The 13,108-nt window shown below is 64.4% G+C and carries 13 protein-coding genes; 11 read left to right on the top strand and 2 right to left on the bottom strand.

What is annotated here, in order from left to right; all coding sequences use genetic code 11:
* Together ACTCHC_RS04750 and ACTCHC_RS04745 are read right to left on the bottom strand one after the other, a co-directional pair.
* The coding region (locus ACTCHC_RS04750) for an urease subunit gamma (protein ID WP_463021321.1) at positions 1 to 272 on the bottom strand (272 nt) is incomplete at its 3' end.
* An 8-nt stretch (positions 273 to 280) separates the two neighbouring features.
* Positions 281 to 1,072 (bottom strand): urease accessory protein UreD, encoded by a 792-nt coding sequence (locus tag ACTCHC_RS04745; protein ID WP_463021323.1) that lies wholly within the window; start codon positions 1,070 to 1,072, stop codon positions 281 to 283.
* Between the two features lie 233 nt (positions 1,073 to 1,305).
* Here ACTCHC_RS04745 and pyrC point away from each other — a divergent pair, with 233 nt between their 5' ends.
* The 11 genes from pyrC to purF form a co-directional block, all read left to right on the top strand.
* A complete protein-coding gene (gene pyrC, locus ACTCHC_RS04740) occupies positions 1,306 to 2,346 on the top strand; it encodes a dihydroorotase (RefSeq protein WP_463021320.1) in 1,041 nt (346 codons plus the stop codon).
* Positions 2,347 to 2,410: 64 nt separating this feature from the next.
* On the top strand, positions 2,411 to 3,091 hold the full coding sequence (locus tag ACTCHC_RS04735) for an orotate phosphoribosyltransferase (protein ID WP_463021319.1): 681 nt from the start codon (positions 2,411 to 2,413) through the stop codon (positions 3,089 to 3,091).
* Positions 3,092 to 3,289: 198 nt separating this feature from the next.
* Positions 3,290 to 4,783, top strand: a complete 1,494-nt coding sequence (locus ACTCHC_RS04730; RefSeq protein ID WP_463021318.1) for a replicative DNA helicase — start codon at positions 3,290 to 3,292, stop codon at positions 4,781 to 4,783.
* Positions 4,784 to 4,813: 30 nt separating this feature from the next.
* Complete coding sequence (locus tag ACTCHC_RS04725; protein WP_463021317.1) at positions 4,814 to 6,496, top strand: phosphatidylglycerol lysyltransferase domain-containing protein; 1,683 nt, start codon at positions 4,814 to 4,816, stop codon at positions 6,494 to 6,496.
* A gap of 58 nt (positions 6,497 to 6,554) precedes the next feature.
* Positions 6,555 to 7,604, top strand: a complete 1,050-nt coding sequence (gene alr, locus ACTCHC_RS04720; RefSeq protein ID WP_463021316.1) for an alanine racemase — start codon at positions 6,555 to 6,557, stop codon at positions 7,602 to 7,604.
* A complete protein-coding gene (locus ACTCHC_RS04715; RefSeq protein WP_463021315.1) occupies positions 7,601 to 8,383 on the top strand; it encodes an MlaE family ABC transporter permease in 783 nt (260 codons plus the stop codon). The genes alr and ACTCHC_RS04715 overlap by 4 nt, the downstream gene beginning before the upstream one ends.
* Positions 8,380 to 9,126 (top strand): ABC transporter ATP-binding protein, encoded by a 747-nt coding sequence (locus ACTCHC_RS04710; protein ID WP_463021314.1) that lies wholly within the window; start codon positions 8,380 to 8,382, stop codon positions 9,124 to 9,126. Before ACTCHC_RS04715 ends, ACTCHC_RS04710 begins: the two co-directional genes overlap by 4 nt.
* Complete coding sequence (locus ACTCHC_RS04705) at positions 9,126 to 9,560, top strand: paraquat-inducible protein A (RefSeq protein ID WP_463021313.1); 435 nt, start codon at positions 9,126 to 9,128, stop codon at positions 9,558 to 9,560. Before ACTCHC_RS04710 ends, ACTCHC_RS04705 begins: the two co-directional genes overlap by 1 nt.
* A gap of 117 nt (positions 9,561 to 9,677) precedes the next feature.
* Positions 9,678 to 11,054, top strand: a complete 1,377-nt coding sequence (gene radA / locus ACTCHC_RS04700) for a DNA repair protein RadA (protein WP_463021312.1) — start codon at positions 9,678 to 9,680, stop codon at positions 11,052 to 11,054.
* Between the two features lie 9 nt (positions 11,055 to 11,063).
* Positions 11,064 to 11,621: a CvpA family protein gene (locus tag ACTCHC_RS04695; protein ID WP_463021311.1), complete on the top strand. Its 558-nt coding sequence runs from the start codon at positions 11,064 to 11,066 to the stop codon at positions 11,619 to 11,621.
* Between the two features lie 171 nt (positions 11,622 to 11,792).
* On the top strand, positions 11,793 to 13,108 hold a 1,316-nt coding region (purF, locus tag ACTCHC_RS04690; protein WP_463021322.1), incomplete at its 3' end, for an amidophosphoribosyltransferase.

Raw genomic sequence — 13,108 nt, 5'->3', positions numbered from 1 at the left:
TTGGTGCCATCGGGGAAGGTGGCTTCGACCTGCACATCGTGGATCATTTCAGGGATCCCCTCCATGCATTGGGCGGCGGTCACGACATGGGCGCCCGACTCCATCAGATCGGCGACGCTGCGCCCGTCGCGCGCACCCTCGACAACGAAATCACTGATCAGGGCGATGGCTTCGGGATGGTTCAGCTTGACGCCACGCGCCAGCCGGGCGCGGGCAACCATCGCGGCCATGCTGATCAGCAGCTTGTCTTTTTCGCGTGGGGTCAGGTTCATTCGGTCTCCTATATCTGCCAGACACGGGGCAGCGGTCCGCCCCGCAATATCACAATCGCGCGCGCCAGCGCATGGCGCAACGCAAACACATCGCGCGCCACGAAGCGGGCCACGCATTTGCCATCCCAACCCGACGCCGCCGCCCCGTCATCGGGCAGGCAGGCGCGCAGCGGGCCCAGCGCATCCTCGGCCCCCGGCGCCACCAGCGCCAGCGTGGCAAAGGCACGCGCCCCGTTCAACCCCGCCGCCGCATCGCGCCGCTGCAGGGTCTGCCCGGTCAGGCGCAGGGGTTCGACCAGAACCGGCAAACCGTTCCGGGTAACGCTGCGCTGATCATGAAACAACAGATGCGACAGCGTTTCGCCCATCGCCGCGCGGCCCAGAACCACCATTTCGCATATCAAAAGGCAGGCATTCCCCTGCAACGCAACCGTGGTGCGACGGTGCAGGGCCGAATTGTCGAAAAGAATCGTCTCTTGCGGCAGCCAGTCCAGCCTGCCGCCGTCACCAACCCGCAGATCGACATTCAGTTCCGCCACCCCACCCGAGGCGGCATAAGCGCGCTCGGCCGTCTGGGTTGTGGCGGTGGCCCGCGCCCCGGGGGCCAACGACAGGGCGAACTGCAGCCTGTCGCCACCGGTCAACCCGCCTGCGGTATTGAGAAACACCACCTCGGGCGCGGCCCCATGATTGCGGGGCAGCACCGCCTTGGCCGATCCGGACTGATGCAGTCGCACCAGACGCGCACCGCCCGCCGCCGCCGCCAGGTCGACCCGCGCATCGCCATGCGCCCGCTGCATCCGTGTGGTGATCGTTGAACCGTCCAACTTGTCCCCCTGAGGATGTTGTAAGCGGCAGTGCCGGTCATGGAAAGTCTACCACATTGCTGCATCGCAGCAATGGGCCAGATTGCCACCGGCCCGCATTCCTGCGCGAACAAATGCCTAAATTTTCGGCAATTTTCCCTATGGCCATCGGCGCAAAGCGGTGGAACCCACTGGAACAGCCCCGGACAATTGTGTAACTCCGTGGCATGACCCAGACCCTGACGATCCGCCGCCCCGATGACTGGCACCTGCATCTGCGCGATGGCGCGGTGCTGGCGGCCGTTCTGCCCGAAACCGCGCGCCATTTCGCCCGCGCCATCGTGATGCCCAATCTGGTGCCGCCGGTGGTGACCGGGGCCGATGCCGCCGCCTATCGCGACCGCATTCTGGCCGCCCTGCCTGCGGGAATGGATTTCACGCCGCTGATGACGCTGTATCTGACCGAGGCGACCGATCCCGCCGATGTCGCCGCCGCCCATGCCGGCGGTCTGATCGCGGCGGTCAAGCTTTATCCCGCCGGGGCCACGACCAATTCGGCCTCTGGCGTGCGCGATTTCGACAAGGTGCGCGGCGTTCTGGAAAAAATGGCCGAGATCGGCCTGCCGCTTTGTGTGCATGGCGAGGTGACGGACCCGGCGGTGGATATCTTCGACCGCGAGGCGGTGTTCATCGACCGCGTGCTGGAACCCCTGCGCCGCGCCACGCCGGGGCTGCGGGTGGTGATGGAACATATCACCACATCGCAGGGGGTCGATTATGTTCTGGCCAATGACCGCGATCTGGGCGCGACGATCACCACCCATCACCTGATCATCAACCGCAACCACATCCTGGTCGGCGGCATCCGCCCGCATTACTATTGCCTGCCGGTCGCCAAGCGCGAAAGCCACCGTCTGGCGCTGGTGCAGGCGGCCACCGGCGGCGATGCGCGGTTCTTTCTGGGTACCGATTCAGCACCGCATGTCGATGCGCTGAAGGAACATGCCTGTGGCTGCGCCGGTATCTTTTCGGCATCCAATACGCTGTCCTGCCTGGCCGAGGTGTTCGAGGCCGCCGGCGCGCTGGACCGGTTGGAAGGCTTCGCATCGCTGAACGGTCCTGCCTTCTATGGAGTGCCAGCGAATGAATCGCGGATCACGCTGGAAAAGGGTGATCCGGTCGCCTATCCGGCCAAGATCGAGACAGGGGCCGGACCCGTGACGCTGTTCGATCCGGGCTTTGCGCTGCATTGGCGCGTCATCCCATAGGCGGGGCGCCTGTTTCGGCCTCCGGCCGGGGGTATTTGGACCAAGAATAAGCAAGGGTAGCACGATGATCCCATCCTCTTTTCCCGACAAGGCTGAAATCGCGCGGCTGACCGCGAAGATGCTGCTGGAAATCGGCGCGGTGAATTTCCGTCCCGCCGATCCGTTCACGCTGGCCTCGGGCCTGCCCTCGCCCACCTATATCGACTGCCGGCGGTTGATTTCCTTTCCACGCATCCGTTCGGTGCTGATGGATTTTCTGGCCGTCACCGTGATGCGCGACGCCGGGTTCGAGGCGTTCGACAATATCGCGGGCGGCGAAACGGCGGGCATTCCCTTTGCAGCCCTGATGGCCGAGCGGCTGGCCCTGCCGATGAGCTATGTGCGCAAGAAGCCCAAGGGCTATGGCCGCAATGCCCGGATCGAGGGCGTGATGACCGAAGGCGAGCGGGTGCTGCTGGTCGAGGATCTGACCACCGATGGCGGATCAAAGCTGTCCTTTGTCGATGCGATCCGCGAAACCGGGGCGGTCTGCGGGCATACTGCGGTGATCTTCTATTACGGGATATTTGAGGGCACGACCGAGCGGCTGGCCGATCACGGCGTGGCGCTGCACCATCTGTGCACCTGGTGGGATGTGCTGGCCGAGGCCCGCGAACAAGGCGCCTTTGACGCGGCAACGCTGGCCGAGGTCGAATCATTCCTGCGCGCCCCCCGGGCCTGGCAAGAGGCCCGGCAGGGAAAATAACCGGCCACCCCAAAGTGGCGGGTAACACCTGTGTAACATGGCAAGCGGAAAGCCGCCCACTGCATATGGACGGCAAAGGTGTGAATTTGGCAAGATCGTGTAGTATGGACCTTGCCCACAATCCATCCACAGAAATATACAATTTGCGTTTTGACCCCGAAACCCCGTATCCCGTCACGCCATGGACAGGGGCAGCCAATGAACGAGATCGCAGCGATCCGGCAAACACAAACCGGCACTGACAGCGGCGGCACACTGCCGCACAGCACCGAAGCCGAGCAGCAACTGCTGGGCGCGATCCTGACGAATAACGATGTATTCGACCGGATCGCGTCGATCTTGCAGCCGCATCATTTTTATGACCCGCTGCATCAGCGCATCTATGAGATCGCCGCCGCCCGCATCCAGAAGAACGCGCTGGCCTCGCCGGTGACGCTCAAGGCGTTTCTGGAGGATGACGAGGGGCTGAAGGAACTGGGCGGCCCCGCCTATCTGGCGCGTTTGGCGGGGGCGGCGATTTCTTCCTTTGCGGCGCGCGACTATGCCCAGATGATCTATGATTTCGCCATCCGGCGCGAGTTGATCCGGCTGGGCGGCGACATCGCCGCCAAGGCCACCAAGGTGGATGTCGAGAATGACCCCAAGGCCCAGATCGTCGAGGCCGAACAGGCGCTTTACAAGCTGGGCGAGCAGGGACAGTCGGAAACCGGGTTCCAGTCTTTCCTGAAGGCCGTGACCGATGCCGTGAACGTTGCCAATGCCGCCTATCAGCGTGAAGGCGGGCTGGCGGGCCTGTCGACCGGGCTGATCGACATGGACAAGAAGCTGGGCGGGCTGCACCGGTCGGACCTGCTGATCCTGGCCGGGCGGCCGTCGATGGGCAAGACATCGCTGGCCACCAATATCGCCTTCAACATCGCCAAGTCCTATCGCAGGGGCACGCTGGCCGATGGCAGCGAGGGCGCGGTGGATGGCGGCGTGGTGGGCTTTTACAGCCTTGAGATGAGCGCCGAACAGTTGGCCGCGCGGATTTTGTCCGAAGCATCCGAAGTGCCCAGCGAACAGATCCGCCGCGGCGACATGACCGAAGCCGAGTTTCGCCGTTTCGTCGAGGCCGCAAAGTCGCTGGAGGCCTGCCCGCTTTATATCGACGACACGCCTGCCCTGCCGATCAGTCAGCTTGCCGCCCGCGCCCGCCGCCTGAAACGCACGCATGGGCTGGATGTGCTGTTTGTCGACTATCTGCAACTGGTGCGCCCCGCGACCGCCAAGGACAGCCGCGTGAACGAGGTGTCCGAGATCACGCAAGGGTTGAAGGCAATCGCCAAGGAACTGGATATCCCCGTCGTGGCACTGTCGCAATTGTCACGTCAGGTCGAAAACCGCGAAGACAAGCGCCCGCAACTGTCGGATCTGCGCGAATCGGGCTCGATCGAGCAGGATGCCGATGTCGTGATGTTCGTCTATCGCGGCGAATATTACAAAGAGCGCGAAAAACCCGGCGATGACAATCTGGAAGCCATGGCCAAATGGCAAGAAGAAATGGCCGCCCTGCATGGCAAGGCCGAGGTTGTCATCGGCAAGCAGCGTCACGGCCCCATCGGCACGGTTGATTTAAGTTTCGAGGGCCGATTCACCCGGTTTGGCAATCTGGTAAAACCCTGGCAACAGGGCGGTGAAGACCGTTTCTGATACCGGGCAGCCCCAACGAAAGACCCCTTTATGACCGGTGACAGGCACGATGACATCGGGCATCGAAAATCTGCCTGGCGCGAGGCTCTTGCCGAATGGTCGCGCCCGCTGCTGACCGTTTTCGCGCTTTCGGGGCGCATCGCGCCGGGGCTGATCGCGATACTGGTGTTTCTGGGCGGGCTGGTATTGCTGCTGTCCAGCGCCCTGCCCGAAGAAAACTGGCGCACCGAAGTATTGCGCGACACGCTGCCCCTGCCCTTTGCCGAAGCCTCGCATCTGTCGGCCAGCCTGGCCGGGCTGGCGCTGATCGTGTTGGCGCGCGGGCTGGCGCTGCGTATGGCGCAGGCGCGTTGGGCGGCGATGGTGTTGCTGCTGGCGGGGGCGGTCTTTTCACTGATCAAGGGTCTGGACTGGGAAGAAGCCGCCCTTCTGGTGGCTGTCGCCGCCGCCCTGCATGCCACGCGCAAATCGTTTTACCGGCGGGGTGACTGGCGCAGCTTTCGCCCCGGTCCGGGCTGGCTGCTGCTGGTGGCCATCACCCTGGCGGCAGTGACGATCATCGGCTTTCTGGGCTATCGCAACGTCGGTTATCGCAGCGAATTATGGTGGAGCTTTGCCTGGCATGGCGATGCCCCCCGCTTTCTGCGCGCCACCTTTGCGCTGACGATCGCGATAGCCACCCTGACGCTGGATGCCCTGATCAACCGCCCCGTGGTGCCACGCCCGCATACTGTCGCCATTCCGGGTGCGGTGCGCGCGCTGCTGAACGATTGCCCCGAAGCCACAAGGCAGGTGGCGCTGCTGGGCGACAAGCAGTTCCTGATTTCGCCCGCGCAGGATGCCTTTGTGATGTATGCCGTGTCCGGGCGCAGCTGGGTCTGCCTGGGCGGGCCGGTGGGGGATGTGACGGCGGGGGCAGCGCTGATCTGGGATCTGGCCGAACGGGCCGACCGTGTGGGCGGGCGGGTGGTGTTCTATGCCGTTCCGCCGACCTCGATCATCCAGTTGCTGGATCTGGGCCATGCCATTCTGAAAACCGGTGAAGTGGCGCGCATCGACCTGCCGGCCTTTACGCTGGATGGTCCTGCGCGCAAGGATCTGCGCTATGCCCGCAGCCGGGCCGCACGCGACGGGCTGCGCTTTGATATTGTGCCCTGCGATCAGGTGCCCGGCATGATCGAGCAGTTGCGAGCGGTGTCCGATGCCTGGCTGTCCACCCGCAAGGGCGCGGAAAAGGGGTTTTCGCTGGGCCGGTTCGATACCGAATACCTGGCGGAGTTCGACCTGGCCGTGATGTGGCAGGGTGACAGGATCGTGGCCTTTGCCAATCTGTGGCGTGGGGCAGACAAGATGGAACTCGCCATTGATCTGATGCGCTATCTGCCCGGAATCACGCCGGTGATGATGGATGCGCTGATGACCGAAACAATTCTTTATGGGCGCGATCAGGGATATCGCTGGTTCAATCTGGGCGCGGTGCAATTATCGGGCCTCAGCCGGCATCCGCTGGCACCGATGTGGAACAAGATCGGCACCCTGATCTACCGGCGCGGCGATGAGTTTTACAACTTTGAAGGCCTGCGCGCCTTCAAGCAGAAATTCGGCCCCGTCTGGACCCCGCAATACCTGACCTGCCCCGGCGGCTGGTCGATTCCGACCGCCCTGGTCGAGGTGGCGCAGCTGATCTCGCGCCCGCTGGCGGCGCGCACCTAGGACAGGCCGTCGCGGTTTTCCCTTGACCTTCGCCGCCCGCCAAACCAAACCGATGCGCATGGCGACTGGTATTCTGACCATTGATCTCGACGCGCTGGTGCGCAACTGGAAGGCGCTCGACCGGGCGTCGGGTGCAGGCGTGGAAACGGCTGCCGTGGTCAAGGCCGACGGCTATGGGCTGGGCGCGGTTCAGGTCGCGCGCGCGCTGGCGCGGGCCGGGGCGCGCCGGTTCTTTGTCGCCGTCGCCGAAGAAGGCGCCGCCCTGCGGGATGCCTTGGGGCGCGGCCCGGAAATCTGCGTGTTTTCCGGCCATATGGCGGGCGATACCGATATGATCGGCGATCTGGACCTGATCCCGATGCTGAATTCGATCGACCAGCTGACCCGCCATTTCGAGGCCCTGCCCGGCCACGGCTTCGGCATTCAACTGGATACCGGCATGAACCGGCTGGGGATGGAACCCGCCGAATGGGCCGCCGTCGCCGAGATCGCCCTGGCCGCGGAACCCCGCCTGATCATGAGCCACCTTGCCTGTGCCGACGAACCCGACCATGCCATGAATGCCCGGCAACTGGATCTGTTCAGGGCGATGACCGATGGCGCGGGGGTGCCGCGCTCGCTGTCGGCCACCGGCGGCATCCTGCTGGGCGCCGATTACCATTTCGACATCACCCGCCCCGGGGTCGGCCTGTATGGCGGCCTGCCATTCGACGATGCCGCCCCCGTGGCGCATCTGTCGCTGCCGGTGATCCAGACACGCGCGCTGGAGCCGGGCGAAACCGCCGGCTATGGCTGCACCTGGACGGCCGAAACCCCCGCCACCATCGCCACCGTGGCCGCAGGTTATGCCGATGGCCTGATCCGCGCGATGGGCAATCGCGGCCACCTGTTTCACGAAGGCACGCCCTGCGCGATTGTCGGACGCGTGTCGATGGACCTGATCACGGTCGACATCACCCATCTGCCCGCCCCGCCCAGGGCGCTGGACATCCTGTGCCCCGATCAGACGGTCGACGATCTGGCCAATGATGCCGGCACCATCGGCTATGAAATCCTGACATCGCTGGGGGCACGGTATCAGCGGCGCTATACCGGGGGAATGGCATGACCCTCTTGCAGCCGCTGTCGGTTCTGGGCCGCACCGTCCTTGGCCTGGTCGCGGGCTTGGGGCGCGGCATGATGTTCATGGGGCTGACCCTGGCCGCCATCCTGCGCCCACCCTATTACTTTCGCGAACTGGGCCATGCGCTGCTGACCATCGGCTATTTCAGCCTGCCGGTGGTCGGGCTGACGGCGGTTTTCACCGGCGCCGCGCTGGCCTTGCAGATCTATGCCGGCGGCAGCCGCTTCGACGCCGCCGCCGTGGTGCCCTCGATCGTGGCGATCGGCATGACGCGCGAACTGGGCCCGGTGCTGGGCGGGCTGATGGTGGCCGCGCGCGTCGCCAGTTCGATCGCCGCAGAGATCGGCACGATGAAGGTGACCGAACAGATCGACGCGCTGGTTACCCTGTCGACCGATCCGATGCGCTATCTGACCGCGCCGCGCGTTCTGGCGGCCACGCTGACCGTGCCGCTGCTGGTGGGGGTGGGCGATGCCATCGGCATCTTCGGCGGCTATCTGGTCGGGATCGAGCGGCTGGGCTTCAACCCAGCCACCTATCTGAACAACACAGTCGATTTCCTGGAATTCTGGGATATCGGTTCGGGCATGATCAAGGGCGCGGTCTTCGGCTTTCTGATCGCACTGACGGGCTGCTATTTCGGCATGAATTCGGGCCGCGGCGCACAGGGCGTGGGCCGGGCCACCAAATCGGCGGTGGTGGCGGCCTCGGTGCTGATCCTGGCCGCCAATTACATCCTGACAGAGGCCTTCTTTACCTCATGATCGAACTGCGCGGCGTCCATAAGGCCTTCGGGCGCAATCAGGTGCTGCGCGGCGTGGATCTGCTGGTGCCACGCGGCGAAAGCATGGTGATCATCGGCGGCTCGGGCACCGGAAAATCGGTGATGCTGAAATGCGTCCTGGGGCTGGTCAAACCCGATGCAGGCACCATCCTGGTCGATGGCCAGGACGTGACCCAGGCCGATCGCGATGCGTTTCTGGCCAGTTTCGGGATGCTGGTCCAGGGCGGCGCGCTGTTCGACAGCCTGACGGTCTGGCAAAACGTGGCCTTCCGGCTGTTGCGCGGATCGCTCAAACGCCCCGCCGACGAAGCCCGGGCAACAGCCATCGAAAAACTGCGCCGCGTCGGGCTGAAACCCGAGGTGGCCGATCAATACCCCGCCGAATTGTCGGGCGGCATGCAAAAACGCGTGGGCCTGGCACGGGCCATCGCCGCCGATCCCGCCATCATCTTCTTCGACGAACCCACGACCGGGCTGGATCCGATCATGGCCGGCGTCATCAACGACCTGATCCGTGAAATCGTCGTCGAAATGGGCGCCACCGCCATGACCATCACCCATGACATGACCTCGGTGCGCGCCATCGCCGATGACGTGGCCATGCTGCATGACGGGGTGATCAAATGGACCGGCCCTGTCGGCGATATGGACATATCGGGCGACCCCTATCTGGACCAGTTCATCCACGGCCGCGCCACGGGGCCGATCGCCGCGGTGCGCTGATGGCGCTGAAGCTGGCCAATCTCGCGCTGCTTGTCCTCTTTCCCGTCGCCTGGTTCGCGCCGCTGATGCGCGCAGGGCTTCTGCCGCTGTTCGGGCTATCGGAAATCTCGGTGATATCGGGGCTGGCCAGCCTGTGGAAAAGCGACATCTTCCTGGCCCTGATCGTGGCCCTGTTCGCCCTGGTGGCGCCCTATGCCAAGACGATCGGGCTGGTGCTGATCCAGTTCGGCCGCGCGCCGGCCCGGCTGCGGCCGGTACTGGTGCTCGCAGGCCGGCTGGCCATGGCCGATATCTTCCTGATCGCATTATACGTGGTGCTGGCCAAAGGTGTGGGGGTGGGCCGGATCGAAACCGCCTGGGGGCTTTATCTGTTCACGGGCTGCGTTCTGGCCTCGCTGGTGCTGTCACATCTGGACAGGGATGAAGCCCGCTGACGCGGCCTGCCTGCGGCGCGGGTATTTTCGCCAAGAATAAACCTGCAGCTTATTCTTGGCGAAAATACCCATTATGCAACGCTTGATCAAATCGCTGTGCTCAGACAGAAAGACCACATGGCCAAACCAGCACCTGCCTTTACCTGCGCCGAATGCGGCGCGTCGCACAAGAAATGGGCCGGGCGATGCGATGCTTGCGGCGGCTGGAATACCATCATCGAAGAGGCGCCCCTGTCGACGGGTCCCGGCGCCAGGTCGCTGGGCGCGATGCGCGGCCGCACGGTGCCGCTGACGCAGCTGTCGCTGAGCGAGCCTGCGCCGCCGCGCACGGTGTCCGGCCTGTCCGAACTTGACCGGGTGCTGGGGGGCGGGCTGGTGCCGGCCTCGGCCATTCTGGTGGGTGGGGATCCCGGCATCGGCAAATCCACGCTGCTGTTGCAGGCCGCGGCGCAATTCGCACGCGCAGGTCTGCCGGCGGTATATGTCTCGGGCGAGGAGGCCAGCGCCCAGATCCGGATGCGCGCCCAGCGTCTGGGGCTGGCCGATGCGCCGGTCCGGCTGGCGGCGGAAACCAATCTGCGCGATATCCTGACCACGCTGGATGCGGAACGCCCGGCGCTGGCGATCATCGATTCCATCCAGACCATGTGGGTGGATCAGGTCGACAGCGCCCCCGGATCGGTGGCGCAGGTGCGCGCCGCCGCGCATGAGCTGGTGAGTTTCGCCAAGCGCAGCGGCACCGCCGTGATCCTGGTCGGCCATGTCACCAAGGACGGCCAGATCGCCGGCCCGCGCGTGGTCGAGCATATGGTCGATACCGTGCTCTATTTCGAGGGCGAGCGCGGCCACCAGTTCCGCATCCTGCGCGCCGTCAAGAACCGCTTCGGCCCCGCCGACGAGATCGGGGTCTTTGAAATGACCGGCGCCGGATTGTCCGAGGTGACCAACCCGTCAGCCCTGTTCCTGTCCGAACGCAACACGCCGGTGCCCGGATCGGCCGTCTTCTCGGGCATCGAGGGAACCCGGCCCGTCCTGACCGAGATCCAGGCGCTTGTCGCGCCCTCGCCCCTGGGCACTCCGCGTCGCACCGTGGTGGGGCTGGATGCCGGACGCCTGTCGACGACGCTGGCGGTGCTGGAAGCGCGCTGCGGCATTCCCTTTGCGGGTCTTGACGTTTTCCTGAATGTCGCCGGTGGCATGCGCGTGAACGAACCTGCCGCCGACCTGGCCGTGGCCGCCGCCCTGCTGAGCGCGCGCGAGGATATCGCCCTGCCCGCCGATACCGTGATTTTCGGGGAAATCAGCCTGTCCGGCGCGCTGCGCCCGGTCAGCCAGACCGAAAACAGGTTGAAAGAAGCGCAAAAACTTGGTTTCAAACAGGCAATCATTCCGTCGCGCACCAAGGCGGGAAATACGGCGGGGCTGAAATTGCGCCAGATGGCCGACCTGACAGCATTTGTCGAAGACATTTTCGGGTCGCCCAAGACCCCCTAGGAGCATCGGATGGACGGGTTCACCATTATTGACGCGGTTGTTGCGGCGGTCATCGTCTTGTCGGCCATCCTGGCCTATTCTCGCGGTCTGGTGCGGGAAATCATGGCCATTGTCGGCTGGGTCGGTGCAGCGGTGGTCGCCTTCATTTTCGCCCCCCAGGTCGAGCCACTGATCAAGCAGGTTCCGGGATTGGCGGGTTTCATCGGCGACAGTTGCGAGATTTCCATCGTCATGGCCTTTGCCGCGGTCTTTGCGCTGGCGCTGGTGATCCTGTCGCTGTTCACACCGCTTTTGTCGTCCTTCGTGCGCGGATCGGCCCTGGGCGGGCTGGATCAGGGCTTTGGCCTGATCTTTGGCGTGGCACGCGGTATCCTGCTGGTAGCGGTGGCATTCTTTGTCTATCATGCCGTCTTCAGCGAACCGGTCGCGGTCGTGGATACCAGCCGCTCGGCGGCGGTGTTCGAGAACATGGCCACCAAGCTGCAGGAACGCGACCCGACCCAGGCGCTGGGATGGCTGATCGGCAGATACGATCAGCTTGTGGGAACCTGCGGCACCCCGCAATAGCGCACAAGCCCCCAGACCGCCCCCACACAAACGCCCCCTGACGCCGCAAAACCGGTTTGATGCTGCAAAGCGGCGAATTAATGTGATCCTTTCGTGACAGTCCGGCCGCAAGGGTCTATGGAGGGGCCATCCTGCTGCCTCTGGATTCGGAGCCCCGCTGCCATGCGTGAGATGCCCCCGGCAAACCCGTTCGACGACGACAAGCTGCGTGAAGAATGCGGCGTGTTCGGCGTGATCGGCGTCACCGACGCCGCCAATTTCGTGGCCCTCGGCCTGCATGCCCTGCAACATCGCGGGCAAGAGGCGGGCGGAATCGTCGCCTATGCCCCCGATAACGGCTTCAGTTCCGCGCGCCGCTTTGGCTATGTGCGCGACAATTTCACCAAGGTCAGCCTGATGGAGACCCTGCCGGGCAGCCTCTCGATCGGCCATGTGCGGTATTCCACCGCCGGCTCCAAGGGCAATACCCAGTTGCGCGACGTACAGCCCTTCTTTGGCGAATTCTCGATGGGGGGCGCGGCGATTGCCCATAACGGCAATATCACCAATGCCGAGGCCCTGCGCCGCGAACTGATCGAGCGCGGATCGATCTTCCAGTCGGGTTCGGACAGCGAATGCATCATCCACCTTATGGCGCGATCGCTGCAACGCAATATTCCCGAACGCATGAAGGACGCATTGCGCCGCGTCGAAGGCGCATTCTCCATCGTCGCCATGACCCGGACCAAGCTGATCGGGGTGCGCGATCCGCTGGGGGTGCGCCCGCTGGTGCTGGGTCAGCTGGGTGATGGCTGGGTCCTGTCATCGGAAACCTGTGCGCTGGACATCATCGGGGCCGAGTTCATCCGCGAGATAGAACCTGGCGAAATGGTCGTGATCTCTGCCAGCCGCGGCGTGGAAAGCTTCCACCCTTTCGAGCGCGCCAAGCCGCGCTTCTGCATCTTCGAACATGTGTATTTCTCGCGTCCCGATTCCATTCTGGGCGGGCGGTCCGTCTATGAAACGCGCCGCCAGATCGGGGTGGAACTGGCGCGCGAAGCCCCGGTCGAGGCCGATCTGGTCTGTCCCGTGCCCGACAGCGGCACCCCCGCGGCCATCGGATTTTCCCAGGAAAGCGGCATTCCATATGCGATGGGCATCATCCGCAACCAGTATATGGGCCGCACCTTCATCGAACCGACCGAACAGATCCGCAACATGGGCGTGCGGCTGAAGCTGAACGTGAACCGTGCCCTGATCCGCGGCAAACGGGTGATCCTGGTCGACGATTCCGTGGTGCGCGGCACCACCAGCCGCAAGATCAAGGAAATGATTCTGGACGCAGGCGCGGCCGAGGTGCATTTTCGCATCGCCAGCCCCCCCACCGCCTGGCCGTGCTTTTACGGCGTAGATACCCCCGAACGCGACAAGCTGCTGGCCAGCCATATGTCCGAAGACGAGATGCGCGATTACCTGGGCGTGAACAGCCTGCGCTTCATCTCTCTCGA

The organism is Actibacterium sp. (genome assembly GCF_055134745.1).
This window is presented reverse-complemented; position numbering and strand designations above follow the sequence as displayed.